Below are 17,831 nucleotides of genomic sequence, written 5' to 3'. Positions count from 1 at the left end.
TTTTATTACTTTTTTAAAATATTTAATAAAATTTCTTCTGCCTCATCCATATCATGGGGAGTTTTTAAATCATACCCCTTACGTTTCAATCGAAAAAATAGTTCCATGAGAACAGGTGGCTCCAAATTGGCCTCTTTCAGTATATCTACCTTACTAAAGGTATCCTCCGGGCTTCCATTGTGTATTATCCTCCCGCCTGCTATCACATATACCTTATCGGCAATATGGGGTACCAGATTTATATCATGGGTTGTTATCACAAGAGAGGTACCCCATTCCCTATTTATATCATTTAAAAAATTTATCATATCCATCTTAGCCCTTGGATCGAGACTATCAAATGGTTCGTCCATTATCAAAATTCTAGGATGCATTATCATCGCTCCCGCCAGTGCCACCTTCTTTTTCTGTCCACCACTTAAATAATGCGGGATCTTATCTAGAAGATGGTCTATCCTTAGACGTTTTGAGATATCCCTTACCAGTTTTTCTGTTTTTTCTTTGTCAACCCCGTCATTTAATGGGGTAAAAGCTATATCATCGTATACAGTAGGACCTATTATCTGTTCATCCACATTTTGAAATACTACACCAATATCCTTACGTACATCATTGAATCTTTTATCCGGTCTCATCCCCATAACCTCTACCTTACCTTCAACCGGCGATAAAAGACCTAGTATATGTTCAAGGAGAGTAGTCTTGCCGGCACCATTAGGACCTAATATAACCACCCGTTCCCCTTCTTTTACTACAAAATCCAGTCCGCATATGCTAACCTCCGTATTATCTGGGTATACATGCTTTAAACATTTAACTCTTATTAAATCTTCCATGTCATCACCATCCCAATAAATATAAGCAAAGATAGGCTTAATAGCATTAAATCGTTTAAACCCATATTTCCCTTTGCCCTTCCGATCTTTATTCCCCCATTATACCCCCTTAACATATATATCCTATACATACGTTCGCTCATCTCAAACGAATGGAGTATTATAACCCCTAGCACTCTAGCCATATTAGCGAGATTTTTACCAAGCCCCAGCCTATGATATCCCCCACGAAGCCTCATGCTTTTCAGCGTATTTGCTATGGAGTCCACAAGGATAAAGAATGTCCTGTATGTAAATATAAATATATCAACCAAGATAGGAGGCATAAATACGGAAAACAGCGATAATATCTGGATATATGGGGTGGTTGAAAATAAAAAGAGCATAACAAGAGCTGCATCCACAGATTTTAATACTATTGCTAACGCAAGTGCCTTTGATTCCCCTATCTTAAATAGTGCAAATATCGCACTAAATATAGCAGGATATATGGCCAAATGCCCTATCCGTCCCAATGGGATACGGGCAACAAGAAATAAAACTATAACAAATATCAGCATGATACATAGCTTTATCAAATTGACAGTGGATATTATAAATATAAGCATAAAGATGGACAAAATTATCTTGGATAATGGCAGCGCCTTGTGAAAAGGGCTACTGCCATTATTGGATATATAATCAAAATACGCTAAATACATATAAGATCAGGCCTTACCTTTCTTAAAAAAGATACTACTAGTGCAGTAACTACACTTTCGATAGTAAAGCCAAGCAACAGCACGACAGATAGTGCCCCAAATCCTATCTGTTCTCCTTTGTGAGCCTGGTCAGTTATATGTGTTTCATGCCCATCATGATGATGTAACATGTGCTCCATATCAAGATTTCCAGACATCGCTAACACTCCAAACATGAGAGCTGTAGATACCATAAGAGCTATAAATGTAGAAAAACCGGCGGATAATGGTTGGCTCATCCTGCGGCTAAAAACATGAAATAACTTTGTGCCTACATACATCTCAACACCTATTATAATAGTATTGAGGCCTGCTACAGTAATACCTCCATGTCCTATAAATGCCAATATGATATTTACTACAAATATAGCTGTAAATGCCAGATTAGGCCCTGCCAGTATACCACTTAATACTGAAAAATTTATATGAAATGGTATAAAACCAAGGGGTATTGACATGGTTACAAGCATTATAGCCGCCACCACTCCTGTCATTGGAACCTTCTTTACTGCCTGATGACGGTCGATTCCCTTAAGGGATATGTACACTATAAGTATAGCTCCCACATATGCAGATAAAAGTAACCACCATACATTGTTAAGTACACCATCTGGTAAGTGTATATGACTCATTATAAAACCTCTTTTCTAAACTAAATGCATATCATTTGCATTTATATTTTATTATTGCACCCTCCCTTTGTCAATCCTATTTTACGAATCATTATAATATAAACCACATATATTATTGGCCTATGGGAAAAAATACTATACATATGCCTTAGGCAAAATTGATTAAATTCAACAAAAAAGCAAATAAACTTTGTAGATTTTTCCCATTATTAAAAGGTACAAAGTGTAGTATAATTCATAATATAATAAACTAATTCTAGTATTTTTTTAATTAATAAGATTTGGAGAGGGATGATTATGGCGGCATTAGCCAAACAACCAGACTGTAAAGTTTTGGACAATTTAGATGATATAGTAAACATACTGTCAAGAAGGGATAAGAAAAAGCGTCCTGCTTCTTTTACTTGGAGTCAAGTAGACAAAGAAGTGCATCGCCAAATATTATACCTTGTAGCAGACGAACTAAATCTATCCAGTCCCCGGTTTATAGCATCCAAACATCTGGAAAAACATAAATTTAAATTTTTAAATGGTTCTCCACTAAATGGTCTATATTCATATTATAAAAATAATGTTCCTAGAAAAAAAGGGGATCATATTATAATAAATATATGTGACCAACTGGATATACCAGATGTGGACATAGACGACTGGATACATTACTTAAAAAACAATAATATATTTTCGTGGAGAAACGTGCCAAATGATGTAAAACGAGAAGTTTTGCTCCGTGCCTGCCAGGAATTAGGCTATCCCCACCCCCTTTCTATCAAAAATAACGACTTTTCCCATAGATTTGAATTTTTAAATGGTAGAACCCTAACGGGTTTTTATACCTATTTTAAGAATATATCTAGTAATATGCGGGGAAATGTAATAAAAACAATGTGCGACACATTGAATATAGAGATAAGGGAAGAAGATTGGATAGAGTATATAGTAAGTGACTCCACCAATGTATTCTGGGATATAATCCCTACAGACATAATGGGAAGCATACTCTATAAATCGGCAAAACAAATGGGATATACCAATCCCCGTATGATGTCTATAGATGATCTCAAGATACCTATTAATTTTTTAAACGGACTTACTCTGTATAGTTTCGCCTCACGATTTTTTGGAGTTGATAAAGGCGGTACAGCTAGTGTAGATTATATATGCGATAGGTATGAGATACCTCAGTTGGAATTTAACGAATGGATATATCTAATATCCCATCATCAAGGATACAAATGGGAAAGAATGCCCCGTTCTTATATAAATCGCATACTGACTATAAGGGCAAATGAGATAGGAAAATCAAATCCACGGATGTTGAAATATGATGATATTTGTGCCCCATGTAAATTTTTGAACGGGAAAACACTATCTAGCCTATATACCTATTTTAGCAGTATCAAGCCAGATGGTGATGGAGATATAATAAACTTCATGTGTGATGAGACAGGTGTACAACCTCTTACCATATATGAATGGATATCTACTATAGAAGGGCCTAACTCAAAGACATGCTGGGATAATATTCCTCTGAGTGTAAAAAAGAATATACTTATTATGGCAGCAAATGAACTTGGACTTAAAAGCCCTAGGATGATGGATTATAAAGATTTTTGCAACACCCGCTTTAAATTTTTAAAAGGTAAAACCCTATCGGGCCTCTATGCCTCCTATGCGGCAAAGGACAAAAATGTAAATACACCTGTGGTAATTACCATATATGATGACTTAGGTATAGAGCAACTTACAACAAATGATTGGATAGAGGCCATAGGCCTTTCAAATATGTGCCGATGGGATAGTGTACCCCTAAAAGTGCAAAGGGAAATGATAATTAGGTCAGCATCTGAGATGGGACTTCCCCACCCTAGACTTATGGGTACAAAAGAATTTGATAGCGTTCCATTAGCTTTTTTAAAGGGTAAAACCTTGTGTGGCCTTTATTATCATTATGGGGCAAAACTACCGAATCCAAATATGCAGATAACCCAGTTTATTTTTGACACCCTAAATATCCCTAGATTGGATATTCACCCAAAGACTGGGAGAATAAATACTATAGATACAGAAACCCATAATAAATATTTCGATAGTCATGCCAACTTCAAGGCCTTTGTAAATGACTATTTGCAACATTTTAATATGGAAAGCCTATGTAAAAAGTATACTGCCATAAATAATGCAAAAAAAGCCGGTATATACAAAAAAGGGCTTGTAACCGTACTTGCACCCTTAAGCAAAGAAGAATATTTAGATTATCTATATGAGGCATTAAAGAACATACCGAGGGATGAACTAGGGTTTAGAAAAAAAGATGGAGACTATACACTACAGAGGAAAGATCTATATGCGATTGCAAAAGTTCCGTACCATGAGCGCCATAGGAATAAAATAGATTTTTCTTACCCACTCATAGTCCCTTTAAAGGAAAAAGCTTGGGTTATAGAACAGCTGAAGATGCACAAGGATATACTGAACATTACGGTTCAAAAGTTTCATGAGGTGCCTTGCATATATTTGGTTTATCTCGAAGAAACTGCTATCTTCCAAATTCCCATGGCTTTTATGCCAGGAGATATTTTAACCTCAAATACAGGATATGAGTTTGAAGTAGTTGATTGCCGAGAGAAGAAAACAGAGGATGCATACGTAGCTGAGCTTAGACCTTTATCCCCCATTCAGGATTGGGAGTTTAACGGTATTAAGTCTTTTACTAGGGACTCAAATGATAGCATATTAGCAACTTTTATGGAAAATCTTATAGAGGATGTCGAAATGGACACATTATCTCCCCTCATGGCGATAGTGCTGGGACTGAAAAAAGAAAAACGTCTAACTGAACAAAGCCTAAAAAAAATACCGGACAAAGAGTTTATCAACAAGGCTATTCTCACCAATTCGGCCCAGAAACAAGGGGTAGAACTGGCATGTTCCCTAGATGGCAAAGAAAACACCATTGCCATTATACAGGGTCCCCCTGGAACTGGAAAAACCACCTTGATAGAGGAGATTGCCCTTCAATATTATAATAAGGGTAAAAACGTCCTTATAATTGCAAAGACCAATGTAGCAGTAGATAATGTGCTCGAAAAGCTGATAACCCATAAGATAAGAGTGCTGCGTACTGGAAATAATATTGAACTTAAATCTGCACTACCATATGCAACTACCGTATCAACATCTAACGCAAGGTATATGGCCATGCTTGCAGATAATAACAGGATATCTCTAGGTACACCTATGGGATACTATCTAGATAAGAACATAGATCCATCTGAAGAACACTATGATATTGTAATAATAGACGAAGCTTCACAGATGGATATACCAGAAACGCTTTTTGCCCTACATTTTGCAGATAAATGTGTGATGATAGGTGACCATTTGCAAATACCTCCCTTCCCTACACCAACGGAGGTGCTCCTTGAATATGATCCATATATGGACATAACTACAAGGGAAGAATTGCAAAAAAGCCTGTTTGAAAACTTAATAACAGATAAATTTAGGTTCAATAGTCTGCTACTAGATATAAATTATAGAACTGATAATCCTAAAATGGTGTCCCTAATATCCGATCTAGTATATGATGGTAAGTTGTCCCCAAATAGGGATTCCATGTATTACATGGTGCCACGTACTAAACGGAAAAAATTGTTCCCGGATAATCTTATAGAGGTTATAGATACCTCTGAATTTGCCGATGAACGAACCAGGATGGAAACCGAAATAAACGCCACATATTATAACTTGTGTGAAGCCATGCTATCGGTAAAGAAGGTGCTGGATCTTGTACAAAAGGGCGAATCTTTAAATGATATATGCATAATAACACCCTATAAGGCCCATGCTGAAAAGATAAAAGAAATCTTTATGAACCAGTCAAAATATTTTATAGGATACAAGCAACCCCTGGCACAGTTTATCAATAAAAACATATATACAGTAGACTCGTTTCAGGGGCGGGAGCAACAAATAGTAATTATAAACTGGGTACGGAGCAATTACAGTCTACCTGGACTACCTACTAAGACTGGATTTTTAAGGGACTTTAGACGAGTAAACGTTGCCTTATCCCGAGCAAAGAAGCAACTTATAATAATAGGCGATTTTGAAACTCTAACTAAATCCGATAATATGAAGGTTAGATATATGTTTTCAAAATTAAAAGCCTTAAATGCCCAAAAGAAAATTGTATTATAGTGTGATTACTGGCCAGCTCATACTAAGCAGAATTATGAATTGCTTGATATAAGCTGGCCAGACAACCTATCTATTCTTAAATTTTTAATTATATCTTTTTTCGCACTTTGCCTATTATATATACAGAAACCGGTATTATTGCGCCAAAGGTAAGATCTCCAAAATCTGCTACTTTAGAAGAAAATGATTGCAATTCAAATAAACTCTTTGCTATGTACAGGCTAAAGAAATATATAAAAGTTAGCATTATCCATATAAATGGCTTTATAGTAGATAATTTAAACAAATATTTGCCTGTTTTCAAAGTAATATATGTCATAGTCGCAATTAATATGGCATCTGCAGATATCCATAGTATGACTACCAATGATTCCAATCTCTCCAGCGTATTAAAAAGGGATATGATCTTTACTGAAGCTACAAATGGTAAAGGTAATCTTTGTACTATGGAGGCTCCCACGCGTCCTATGACTATAAACAGAAAAAGCATTGTAGTTATAAAGAGAAAAAATGTAGTTTTTATCCCTGTTTTCCATATTTTTTCCTTATCGTTTATCTCATCACCAAAAAAAAACATATAAACAAAATACACCCACAATGATAAGATGCTCAAGCTACCATCTAAAATAGGTATTATATCCTTATATGTTATAGGGGTCAAATTTTTTATATCTACTTGAGGAAGCATCAAAAATATCAGAATTATAAAAACTGTAACTATCACATAAAATATAATTTCATTCATCCTGCATATGGTTACAATTCCAGATTGCAACATCACCCCTACAAAAGCTAGCATGCATATCATGAATATCCGTATATCACCATTCGGAAAAATAGTAGCAACCAATCTGCCTCCATAGTATCTGGTAAATAATGATGTAATTATTACAAACCACATAAGATACAATGCCGCCAGCACTATAGCTAGCGGTCTGCCTAATATATCTTCTATAATATCAAGCACAGAATTATTAGGATATTTTTTATAGATATTATGTAATAATATAAAAAGCACTGCTAAGACTATTGCAGTAGGTATAGGTATAAGCCATGCAGCTCGTCCTGCCTTTCGTGCTGTTGTCAGTGGTACAAACCTTATGGCAGCCGTAAATAGTATAGTCATAAAAAGTAGCATGGCCTGATATAATGACACTTTATTTTTATCAGATAACACCCCTATATCCTCCTATTCCTGTATTCCTAAAGTTTTTAGAGTAATATATGTAAAACTATTTCTATATGGATTAGCAAGATAAAAATAACCAAATAGCAAAGTAACTATGCTAAATCCTATAAGCACCTTTATATCCTTTTTAGTTCCTTCCCTCTTTAATTGTTTAATACCAAAATACACAGATAATACAATAACAAAAGTTAATATTATCCAGTCCATCATTGATCATCTCCCATACTTCTTGTAGATTGTCGTATATCATAAGTTCTATTTATCTTTCCCTCTACATGTACAGCCACATCTATATCTGGAAAGGTATCAAACCAACCATCCTTAATACTGTCCCACTGTATTGGGTATTTATTATAAATTGCATTGCTAAACTGAAATATATCTGCATTATGCTCTTTTGCAAATGCAAGAGCCGATAATACCTCCCTTTCTATTATTTTTTCTTGCTGCTCATTTAAATAGTCAATGTACTCCATTTTAAATATATTTGCATGCCCTTGATATTCTGATATATTGCTGCTCATGGCAATCCTTATCAATATGGATATCTGATCATCCAAAATCTTTGGAATTATTTTACCCTTTGCCTCAATTATATCAAGTGCTACTCTGTTTTTCTCCCTATCATAGACTATAATAGGACATGAAAAGACTCTATTTGTTGCCCAATTCAGTCCTCTAGTCGTATTGCTATCTAAAAAACCTGCCAATGTCGTTCCTTTAAAAATAGCTAACCCTGAAAGTTCGATATCCCTTTGTCCTGTAGTTTTATCCCTATTCTCTATTAACTGTACACATGGTATATATGAAGACACCTTCGTATCATCAAACATCTTCATCAAATCTATCAATTCTACTTTAGCCGATACAGATAAATTATCGTTATTCTTAAGTAGTGCTTTAAGTCTATCTCCTATAAATGCCTGGCTTGTGGTACCTGTCCGTATAAATTTCTCTGCGGTGCATCCTTTTACTATGAAAATATTGGAATTTAAACGCATTTCATGATCACGGGATAAAAAATCCATATATTTTAATATGTCATTTTTGGCAATTTCCTCATCTATTAATATATTACTAGTATGGCTATAAAAAGGCGTTTTATCTGCAAAACTATTTAATTTTCTTAAAGCTTCAAATATAGTCCTTCCTTCAGACACCAAAATAGCAGCTGTTCCCTGATTAGGTCCCCCCTGTTCATCCCCACCGCCCTGCCCTTTCTTGCCCTTAGCTGCAACAGTAATCTTTACATTATCTGGATTCGTAGAGGACTTATCAATTCCCATTACTTCTATAAAAAGCATATCATTTATTTCTATTCTACTACCAAATGGGTTTTTACATCCCACAAGCGTAAATAATATTATAAAAATGAGGATGAAACTTATAATTCTGCGCATCGCCTTAACCCCGCCTCTTTTTATTTGTGGTCTTTAAGTTTATAGGTCTATTTTTCTGCATACTTATTGGAAATCTAAACAATGCATCTTCCTCCCGTTCACCATTTGTTGCCACAAACGGTGATAAATATGGTACTCCCAATATATTAATAGTGCATAGATGATATAGTAGAATAAGCCCACCCATGCTCAATCCAAATAGTCCCGCTATACTACTTAGTATAACCAGTATAAATCGCCATAATCTAAGTGCATTGGAAAAATCCTGATTTGGTATGGCAAAACTTGATATGGCTGTCACTGCTACAGCAATAACAACGGCAGGAGATACCAATTTTGCACTTACTGCTGCCTGCCCTACTATAACTGCACCAACTATGGATACTGCCTGTCCGATATTTTGAGGCAGTCTAAGTCCAGCTTCAACTAAAACTTCAAAAGCTATAAGCATAATTATAATCTCCACAAAAGAGGGAAAAGGTACCCCTGCTTTTGAAAAATCAATGGATATGGCCAATTCCGTAGGAATCAGATCATGATGAAATGAAGTAATTGCCACATAAAATCCTGGCAGGTATAAAGTAACTACTACCAATATAAATCTTAAAAATCTTATTATGGAACTTATTATGAAATTTTGGGAATAGTCCTCAGGTGCCTGTAAAAACTGCAAAAAAACAGCAGGGACTATAAGCCCTAAGGATATTCCATCTATAACAAGCCCTATCCTGCCCTCTATTATATTGGAACAAAATTTATCCGGTCTTTCAGTATATAATACCTGGGGGAATACCGTATGCTTTTTATCTATTATGTATTCTTCTACAAAGGCAGTAGTAAGTACACCATCCACTTCAATATTTTTTAACCTTTTTTTTACTTCACTGACCATATTTCTATTAGTTAGATTATCAATATATATTATACCAACGGAGGTGGATGTCTGTTCCCCCAAGGTAATTTTTTCTATCCTTAGATTTGGAGATTTTATTTTTCGCCTTATAGTAGCCGTATTTACACGTAATGTTTCAACAAAAGCATCCTTTGCTCCCTTTATAATATTCTCTCCAGACGGTTCAGTTATACTCCTTTTCTCAAAACCCTTTACTTCAAAAGTAAAGGCAATATGTGAAGCATCAAAAACCAATGCAATGCTCCCGCTTAGGACATCATCTAGAACTTCACTTATATCACGCTGTTTTTTCTGCGATGAATAGTATACAGTACCTTTATCCAATCCCTTTATTATTTCTGCTTCCGTCTTTGCCCTTTTAAACTCCATTTGTTCCTCAAGTGGTTTTAATATAAAATTGCTTATAAGGCTATTATCAATTAGACCATCTATAAAAATCAGCTGCACAGGTACATTCTCTCCCACATATATGCACCTGAATATTACATCTTCGCTCCCGCCAAGTATCTTCTTTAAATTATGGGAGTTTAACTGTACATGCTCTTTGTTTTTATCCACATTTTCCCGATCCCTTAATTTTAACTTGTTTATAAGATCCCGAAACATAAATAACACCACCTAGGTGTTTATTATTCCCCTTAATATTAAATTAATGTATTAGCGCACCAATTTCAATTTATTTGGTATCAGAGATACAAAATAGACCAAAAAATATCCACAGACTAGAAGTATAGACGTTAATATATTAAATTTTAAAAAGAAGCTATCCACCAATTCTACAATCAAACTATGTATAATTTCTGGCGGTAATGGTGGAATATCTATAAAACCATACATCTGTACCATGCCTTTTATTATTATATATATGTAAATATCCAGCCCTGCTCCCGCCATCATGGCAGATCCAGACCATAGTACAGCATCTCTTATATCAAAGCTAATAAGCCATATAAGTCCGAAAAGCACCAATAAAAATGCTAAAAATACTAAAGGTGCCCTTTCCAATATGCCAAATATACGTCTTATACCCCAAAGAAATCTGGTAGACGTGATATCAGCTATTAATATACTGTCAGGCAAAGGAGACAACATGAGTTTTGTAAATTTTTGAACTGCTTTTGAAAAACCATTCTGTCCAATAACTTCCACCATTTTATCCTTTACAGGATCAATTTTTAATTTAGGAATTTCATTGGTTTCTCCTCTAAAAAATTCCATGCAATCTTTAAGTGTATTATCCACTTGACCCCGTACAAAAGATTCGTCCAACACCTCTTCCATTAGAGAAGCAGCTTCTGCACCATAGGGCAGAGTATTTCTCGTAATAACAAATGAAACCTGTCGCACTTGAGTATAAAATTGTTGTTTTTGAAAGGCATCCATGTAGAATTTATCCTTTAAAAAAGTCATGCTTGAAACTGCAGCAAATTGTAGAGCTGCAATTGAAAAACATAACATAACTATTAATATTGGGATAAATATGACCCTTATATACCTCATCGCATATATTCTCCTTTGTTATGCTAAAAAGACTATTCAAATGATATTATACCAAGGGCATTATAGGTTTGCCAATCCACTGTATGGTTGATAGGCAGTCCCATATCCTTTTTAAATCTTATAATTGCATTCTTTAATCCTTCTCCATAGATGCCATCCAAGCTGCCCTCATAATATCCAAGGTTTTTAAGGCGTTTTTGTACTTCCAACACATGGGAACTTCTATCCCCTGGGGTCAACTTTCTGAGTCCGCTTCCTATATTGCCAAATGGGCCACCATATACTACAACCCTTGTCCCTGTAGGCACTATATCATATAATTTTTCCACATCCCTGTTATGCATACGAAAACATCCTCCCGATGCCATGCTACCTATAGATCCTGGTTTGTTTGTACCATGTATGCCATATTTGCCCCATGGCACATTGAGCCCCATCCATCTTGTACCAAATCCTGAACCCCAATTTCTTGCCTTATATACTATCTTCCACGAACCTATAGGTGAAGGGGATGATGATTTACCCTGGGCCACCGGGTATTTTGCTACAAGTTCATCTCCCTTGAAGAGATATAACATGGATTTTGTAAGATCAATATATATATTATATTCATCTTCTTTTATTATCCCTGTCGCTAATGAAGTCTGTCCCAAATTGCCATCATAATTTCTCATTAACATATATACTACCAATAATATCACCAAATACACAATATTTATATATTTTTTATTAACCTTTTTTTTAGCCAAATCACCACCTCCAGTCAAGTTTAATATATTCATAGAATTTTATGTTTAGACCAAATATATTTTCAATAGCTTTATGTTAGTATCTTCTAATTAGCTATTGCCACCTTAAATGCAAATCTTTACTAACATATAACAGCATAAATTAGCGTAAAAATTATTTGTTTTTTGTCGTTTTATATGGTATAGTTTTATTGAATTGAATAAAGGGTCTCATATAATCCTGCTAATATGGAGCAGGAGTTTCTACTGGGCAACCGTAAATTGTTCAACTATGAGAACTACGGTTTTACCATGCCAATTTTAAGGCTTGGTATTATATTTTTTTGTCAAAAACCGGGTCTCTCATATAGAAAAGAGACCTGGTTTTCTGTTTTTATAAAATAAAATTTAATAAATAGATCGGAGGAAGAAACTCTAATGGAATTTATTCATGATTTATTAGCTGCACTAGGAGTAATACTAAATGGCTTACCGCAAGGACTATTAGCATTATCATTTGGATTTGCCTCGGTACCTACCGCCTTGGCCTTTGCAACTGGTGCCATAGGAAACAGCATAATAGGCTTAGTAGCCCCCATATCATTTCAGGCAGAAACCATAACGCTGGCAGGCACCATGGGAAAAGATTTTCAAGAGCGTATATCAATGATATTCATTGGCGGACTAATAATGACAGTCATAGGTGCATTTGGACTTTTAGAAAGGATAGTAGACTTTATAGGGCCTGCCATAACAGGAGGTATGATGGCCGGCGTAGGTATAATGCTGGCTAAAGTAGCTTTGGAAATGGCCCGCAAAAATAACATAGTGGGATTTTCATCTATAGGTATTGCATTTTTGACCTATTTTATGACTAAGGATCTTGTATATACCATAGTAATTTCAGTAGTAATATCCACCATAATATCCATAATACTTAAACAGGAATCGAATATAAAGGTTTCACCCAATGAAAAACTCACCCTTCAAAAACTTACAATAAATCCATCAGTACTAAGGGGCGCCCTATCCATGGTATGCTTAAATATCGGTGCCAACATAGCCTTTGGCAAGATAACAGGACAGATTGCCAATGCAAATGTCAATATAGATAAACTCTCGATAGTAAGTAGCCTAGCCGATATGGTATCCTCCATATTTGGAGGTGCCCCTGTAGAATCCATAATATCAGCTACTGGCAGTGCACCCCATCCCGTATTTTCAGGGGTAATTATGATGTCCATCATGGCAATTATACTATTTGTAGGATTACTACCCAAGCTCGGTAAATATGTACCCAGCGAATCAATAGCAGGATTCCTATTTGTGCTAGGTGCTATAGTAACCGTACCATCAAACGCCCAAGCCGCTCTTACCCAGGCTAATATAGCCGGTGGAGCAGTGATAGGAGGCGTTACCATGACAGTTACAGCAATAACAGATCCATTCCTTGGTATGCTGTCAGGTCTTATTGTAAAACTATTGGCAGGATGGTTGGGATTGTAGATTTTATAACCAAAATATCTTTGGAGGTAATATTATGCAAGATAGCTATACTTTAAAGGTTGCTGGCATAACAAGGCAACTACCTATAATACAAATAAGTGATAATTTGGCAATTGCCAGCTTTGTAATACTAGGAGATACGGAAATAGTATGTGCTTCAGCAAAGGAATTGTCAAAAAAACTCCCACCGGTAGACATATTAGTAACAGCAGAGGCAAAGGGAATTCCCCTGGTATTTGAGATATCCAGACTGCTTAGCATGAAACACTATATAGTAGCCAGAAAGAGCATAAAAGCATATATGGATGCACCCTTAGTAGATGAAGTAGAATCCATAACTACTCAAAAAAAGCAAATACTATGTCTTGATAATAACGATGCAGAGGCTATAAAAGGCAAAAAAGTAGCAATAATAGATGATGTTATAAGTACAGGCGAATCATTGGAAGCAGTGGAAAGGCTGGTCAAAAAGGCGGGAGGTATAATATCCGCCAGGGCAGCCATACTGGCAGAAGGTGATGCGGCAAAAAGGGACGACATAATATTCTTAGAAGAACTGCCTCTTTTTCCTCTGGAATAGATAAAAGCAGGGCAACTTTTGATATCAAAAGTTGCCCTGCTTTTATCTATTCTTAACTATATACTCAAAATCTCCATCTCGATTATCCACAACTACATGACAGCCATCATATATATCGCCCTGTATGATGCGCCTACCTATATCTGTTTCTAGATTACGCTCTATAAATCGTTTTATAGGTCGTGCACCATATACAGGATCATATCCACCTTCCAATATTAGATCTTTTGCTCCATCAGATACCTTTAAATATATATTCCTAGCCTTGAGTCTAGTCTTGAGATCCTGCAATTGAATATCTATAATGCGCTTTATCTCATCCCTTTGCAGCGGTTTAAATAGCACTATATCATCAATACGGTTTAAAAACTCCGGTCTAAAATTGCCCCTAAGTTCTCCCATAACGGCATTCCTTGTGGATTCATCTATACTCCCGCCTTCCATCAGCCTGTCCATGAGTATATCGCTACCCAAATTAGAAGTCATTATTATAATAGTATTTCTAAAATCCACCGTATGCCCCTGACTGTCGGTAAGCCTACCATCATCCAAAAGCTGCAGCAATATATTGAATACATCGCTATGGGCCTTTTCAATTTCGTCAAACAATACTACTGAATATGGCTTACGCCTTACCGCCTCTGTAAGCTGCCCTCCTTCTTCATATCCTACATATCCAGGAGGAGCACCTATAAGGCGCGATACTGCAAACTTCTCCATATATTCCGACATATCTATCCGTACCATATTTTCTTCACTATCAAACAGTACTCTGGCTAAAGTCTTTGCTACCTCAGTCTTTCCTACACCAGTAGGACCTAAAAATATAAAAGAACCTACGGGCTTTCGCGGATTTTTGAGCCCTGCCCTCGCACGTATGACGGCATCTACCACTGCCTGAACCGCTTCATCTTGTCCTACTACCCTTTTATGCATTATCTCATCTAGTCTAAGCAGTTTTTCCCGTTCTCCCTCCATCAATCTGGATACGGGAATGCCTGTCCAGTTAGCCACTACCTGGGCTATCTCCTCTTCTGTAACTTCTTCCTTTAAAAGCCTTTTACTATAGTCTGTAGACTCTATACTTTGTTTTTCTTCTTCCAGCTCTTTTTGTAGGTTTGGCAACACACCATATTGAAGCTCAGCCATCTTATTTAAATCATATTCCCGTTCGGCCTTTTCTATCTGGGATCTAGTATCCTCTATCCTCTTTTTTATATCCTTTAGCCGCTCTATAGAATCCTTTTCTCCCTGCCATTGTGCCTTCATAATATTTGATTTTTCATTTAATTCTACAAGTTCCTTTTCGAGATTTTGTAGCCTACGCTTGGAGGCCTCGTCGCTCTCCTTTTTAAGGGCTTCTCTCTCTATTTCAAGCTGCATTATACGTCTGGTGATCTCATCGAGTTCTGCCGGCATGCTATCTATTTCCGTCCTAAGCATAGCAGCTGCTTCATCCACCAGATCTATAGCCTTATCAGGCAGAAATCTATCGGTTATATATCGATTTGACAACACTGAAGCTGCTATAATGGCATTATCTTTTATCCTAACACCATGATATATCTCAAAACGTTCCTTAAGTCCCCGCAATATGGATATGGTATCCTCCACACTTGGTTGATCTATAAGTACCGGTTGAAATCTGCGTTCTAGCGCCGCATCCTTCTCTATATATTTTCTATACTCGTCAAGGGTAGTAGCACCTATGCATCTTAGCTCACCCCTTGCCAATTTTGGCTTTAGGATATTCCCTGCATCCATGGATCCCTCCGTCCTGCCGGCACCTACCACATTATGAAGTTCATCTATAAAGAGGAGCACTTCGCCATTTGATTGCTCCACCTCATCCAGTACTGCTTTTAGACGCTCTTCAAACTCACCCCTATATTTTGCTCCCGCTATTAGGGCAGCCATATCCAAGGCATACAGTTTCTTATTTTTTAAGGACTGTGGCACATCCCCCTTTAGTATACGCTGTGCTAAACCCTCTACCACAGCTGTCTTACCTACTCCTGGATCACCTATCAATACGGGGTTATTCTTGGTCCTTCTACTTAGAATGCGCACTACCCGTCTTATCTCCTCGTCCCTGCCTATTACAGGGTCCAGTTTGTTTTTAGCAGCTTCCTCAACCAAATCCCGCCCAAATCTATTCAATGCATCATACGTAGCCTCTGGATTTTGACTGGTTACCCGTTGATTTTTCCTTACCTCTGCCAAAGCCTTTAAAAACTTATCTTTGCTTATATTATATTGTCTTAATATGGATGTGTTAAAATCTGATTTATCCTCTAATATAGCCAGATAGAGGTGTTCCACACTTACATACTCATCATTAAAATCTTTCAATTTTTCCTGGGCACGTACAAGGACTTCGTTGAGCCTCCTTGTCATATATACAGATACATTACCCATTACCTTGGGGCGACGGTCTACTTCCCTTTGAAGATCCGATATATAGCCATCCAAGTTTACTTTCATATTTTTAAGTATCTTTGGTATAAGCCCGTCCTCCTGCGTTAAGAGTGCAAGATGAAGATGCTCTGCATCCACTTCCTGTTGCCCATTTTTCACTACTATGTTTTGGGCATCTACCAATGCCTCTTGGGCTTTTTGGGTAAATTTTTCAACAGCCATCATCTATCCCTCCTTGGATTCCAAGTCGATAATCGCTTTAAGTTTGCATATAAAGCCTTTTCCTCATCACTTAACCTAGGTGGCATAACTATCTTTAGTTTAATAAATAAATCTCCCCTTTTGCCTTTCCTATCCCTATAGCCTTTACCAGGTATTCGGAGTTTTTGACCTGAAGATATGCCAGAAGGTACCCTTACTGTTATGGTTTGGCCATCTAATACAGTAACCGATGCTTTAATGCCTAAAGCTGCCTCCCATGGTAGAACAGATAATTCCATCACCACATCCATTCCTTCAAGTACGTATGGATGACTATCCTTTATATGGATTGTAACTATTAGATCGCCTCCATCTATTCCTTGACCTTTTAAACGTATCTTATCCCCATCCCTTACTCCGGCAGGAACTTTTACCTTTATTCGCCTTACCCTGCCATCGGCACCCCTAAGTGACAAAATCCTATGTTCCCCTTTAAAGGCGGATTCTATATCCAGCGTTATTTCGGTCTTAATATCTTGACTAGGTGATTGATATTTAAAGGAATCTGAACCTGAAAAACCGCTAAAGTGACTAGAACCTCGTCCAAACCCCGATAGTATATCCCCTAAATCCAAACCTCCATCACCAAACACCATATCAAAAAAATCGCTAAAGCCACTTCCGCCACTGCTTTTATATGTGCGTCTTCCCCAACCGAATTGGGATGGGTCAAAATTCGTACCATTTTCAAAATTAAAATGCTGTCCAAAGCTATCATATTTTCTCCGCTTCTGTTCATCTCCCAGCACTTCATATGCCTCATTTATTTCCTTAAACTTCTGTTCTGCAGCCGTATCGCCTGGATTAAGGTCAGGGTGATACTTTTTTGCTAACTTGCGGTATGCCTTTTTTATATCATCCTGACTAGCCTCTTTTGACACACCTAATATCTTATAATAATCCCTGTACTCCATAGCACCACCAC

The 17,831-nt window shown here is 36.7% G+C and carries 14 protein-coding genes and 1 riboswitch; of the genes, 3 read left to right on the top strand and 11 right to left on the bottom strand.

What is annotated here, in order from left to right:
* Positions 1–5: 5 nt before the first annotated feature.
* Genes EJN67_RS04820 through EJN67_RS04810 form a run of 3 tightly spaced genes read right to left on the bottom strand, consistent with a single transcriptional unit; the run spans position 6 to position 2,208 of the window.
* A complete protein-coding gene (locus EJN67_RS04820) occupies positions 6–836 on the bottom strand; it encodes an energy-coupling factor ABC transporter ATP-binding protein (RefSeq protein ID WP_129723115.1) in 831 nt (276 codons plus the stop codon).
* Complete coding sequence (locus tag EJN67_RS04815) at positions 824–1,537, bottom strand: energy-coupling factor transporter transmembrane component T family protein (protein ID WP_129723113.1); 714 nt, start codon at positions 1,535–1,537, stop codon at positions 824–826. Before EJN67_RS04815 ends, EJN67_RS04820 begins: the two co-directional genes overlap by 13 nt.
* Positions 1,528–2,208, bottom strand: a complete 681-nt coding sequence (locus EJN67_RS04810; protein ID WP_129723111.1) for an energy-coupling factor ABC transporter permease — start codon at positions 2,206–2,208, stop codon at positions 1,528–1,530. The genes EJN67_RS04815 and EJN67_RS04810 overlap by 10 nt, the downstream gene beginning before the upstream one ends.
* Positions 2,209–2,505: 297 nt before the next feature.
* Here EJN67_RS04810 and EJN67_RS04805 point away from each other — a divergent pair, with 297 nt between their 5' ends.
* On the top strand, positions 2,506–6,411 hold the full coding sequence (locus EJN67_RS04805; RefSeq protein WP_165000737.1) for an AAA domain-containing protein: 3,906 nt from the start codon (positions 2,506–2,508) through the stop codon (positions 6,409–6,411).
* Between the two features lie 88 nt (positions 6,412–6,499).
* On the opposite strand, the gene EJN67_RS04800 is transcribed toward EJN67_RS04805, so the two are convergent.
* Genes EJN67_RS04800 through EJN67_RS04775 form a run of 6 tightly spaced genes read right to left on the bottom strand, consistent with a single transcriptional unit; the run spans position 6,500 to position 12,162 of the window.
* Positions 6,500–7,588, bottom strand: coding sequence for a GerAB/ArcD/ProY family transporter (locus tag EJN67_RS04800; RefSeq protein ID WP_129723107.1), 1,089 nt, complete (start codon positions 7,586–7,588; stop codon positions 6,500–6,502).
* A 12-nt stretch (positions 7,589–7,600) separates the two neighbouring features.
* Complete coding sequence (locus tag EJN67_RS04795; protein ID WP_129723105.1) at positions 7,601–7,807, bottom strand: hypothetical protein; 207 nt, start codon at positions 7,805–7,807, stop codon at positions 7,601–7,603.
* Positions 7,807–9,000, bottom strand: a complete 1,194-nt coding sequence (locus EJN67_RS04790) for a Ger(x)C family spore germination protein (protein ID WP_129723103.1) — start codon at positions 8,998–9,000, stop codon at positions 7,807–7,809. Before EJN67_RS04790 ends, EJN67_RS04795 begins: the two co-directional genes overlap by 1 nt.
* Before the next feature lie 4 nt (positions 9,001–9,004).
* Positions 9,005–10,519, bottom strand: coding sequence for a spore germination protein (locus tag EJN67_RS04785; RefSeq protein ID WP_129723101.1), 1,515 nt, complete (start codon positions 10,517–10,519; stop codon positions 9,005–9,007).
* A gap of 51 nt (positions 10,520–10,570) precedes the next feature.
* Positions 10,571–11,413, bottom strand: a complete 843-nt coding sequence (locus EJN67_RS04780) for a hypothetical protein (RefSeq protein ID WP_129723099.1) — start codon at positions 11,411–11,413, stop codon at positions 10,571–10,573.
* Between the two features lie 32 nt (positions 11,414–11,445).
* Positions 11,446–12,162, bottom strand: coding sequence for a L,D-transpeptidase family protein (locus EJN67_RS04775; RefSeq protein ID WP_243641231.1), 717 nt, complete (start codon positions 12,160–12,162; stop codon positions 11,446–11,448).
* 190 nt (positions 12,163–12,352) lie between these two features.
* A riboswitch (purine riboswitch) is annotated at positions 12,353–12,454 on the top strand.
* 125 nt (positions 12,455–12,579) lie between these two features.
* On the opposite strand from EJN67_RS04775, the gene EJN67_RS04770 reads away from it, so the two are divergent.
* Entirely contained in the window at positions 12,580–13,647 is a 1,068-nt protein-coding gene (locus tag EJN67_RS04770; RefSeq protein WP_129723095.1) for a solute carrier family 23 protein, read from the top strand.
* 34 nt (positions 13,648–13,681) lie between these two features.
* Entirely contained in the window at positions 13,682–14,227 is a 546-nt protein-coding gene (locus tag EJN67_RS04765; protein ID WP_129723093.1) for a phosphoribosyltransferase family protein, read from the top strand.
* 42 nt (positions 14,228–14,269) lie between these two features.
* On the opposite strand, the gene clpB is transcribed toward EJN67_RS04765, so the two are convergent.
* Positions 14,270–16,867 (bottom strand): ATP-dependent chaperone ClpB, encoded by a 2,598-nt coding sequence (clpB, locus tag EJN67_RS04760; protein WP_129723277.1) that lies wholly within the window; start codon positions 16,865–16,867, stop codon positions 14,270–14,272.
* Entirely contained in the window at positions 16,867–17,820 is a 954-nt protein-coding gene (locus tag EJN67_RS04755) for a DnaJ C-terminal domain-containing protein (protein WP_129723091.1), read from the bottom strand. The genes clpB and EJN67_RS04755 overlap by 1 nt, the downstream gene beginning before the upstream one ends.
* Positions 17,821–17,831: the final 11 nt, after the last annotated feature.

The sequence above is a fragment of the Xylanivirga thermophila genome (assembly GCF_004138105.1).
GTDB classification, from domain to species: domain Bacteria; phylum Bacillota; class Clostridia; order Caldicoprobacterales; family Xylanivirgaceae; genus Xylanivirga; species Xylanivirga thermophila.
Note: the sequence above shows the minus strand (reverse complement) of the source record. Positions and strands in the feature narration are given on the sequence as shown.

Excerpts from the sequence above, each read along its gene's own strand:
- EJN67_RS04820 (WP_129723115.1), bottom strand. The coding sequence starts at position 836 with ATGGAAGATTTAATAAGAGTTAAATGTTTAAAGCATGTATACCCAGAT.
- EJN67_RS04815 (WP_129723113.1), bottom strand. The coding sequence starts at position 1,537 with ATGTATTTAGCGTATTTTGATTATATATCCAATAATGGCAGTAGCCCT.
- EJN67_RS04810 (WP_129723111.1), bottom strand. The coding sequence starts at position 2,208 with ATGAGTCATATACACTTACCAGATGGTGTACTTAACAATGTATGGTGG.
- EJN67_RS04805 (WP_165000737.1), top strand. The coding sequence starts at position 2,506 with ATGGCGGCATTAGCCAAACAACCAGACTGTAAAGTTTTGGACAATTTA.
- EJN67_RS04795 (WP_129723105.1), bottom strand. The coding sequence starts at position 7,807 with ATGGACTGGATAATATTAACTTTTGTTATTGTATTATCTGTGTATTTT.
- EJN67_RS04790 (WP_129723103.1), bottom strand. The coding sequence starts at position 9,000 with ATGCGCAGAATTATAAGTTTCATCCTCATTTTTATAATATTATTTACG.
- EJN67_RS04785 (WP_129723101.1), bottom strand. The coding sequence starts at position 10,519 with ATGTTTCGGGATCTTATAAACAAGTTAAAATTAAGGGATCGGGAAAAT.
- EJN67_RS04780 (WP_129723099.1), bottom strand. The coding sequence starts at position 11,413 with ATGAGGTATATAAGGGTCATATTTATCCCAATATTAATAGTTATGTTA.
- EJN67_RS04770 (WP_129723095.1), top strand. The coding sequence starts at position 12,580 with ATGGAATTTATTCATGATTTATTAGCTGCACTAGGAGTAATACTAAAT.
- EJN67_RS04765 (WP_129723093.1), top strand. The coding sequence starts at position 13,682 with ATGCAAGATAGCTATACTTTAAAGGTTGCTGGCATAACAAGGCAACTA.
- clpB (WP_129723277.1), bottom strand. The coding sequence starts at position 16,867 with ATGGCTGTTGAAAAATTTACCCAAAAAGCCCAAGAGGCATTGGTAGAT.
- EJN67_RS04755 (WP_129723091.1), bottom strand. The coding sequence starts at position 17,820 with ATGGAGTACAGGGATTATTATAAGATATTAGGTGTGTCAAAAGAGGCT.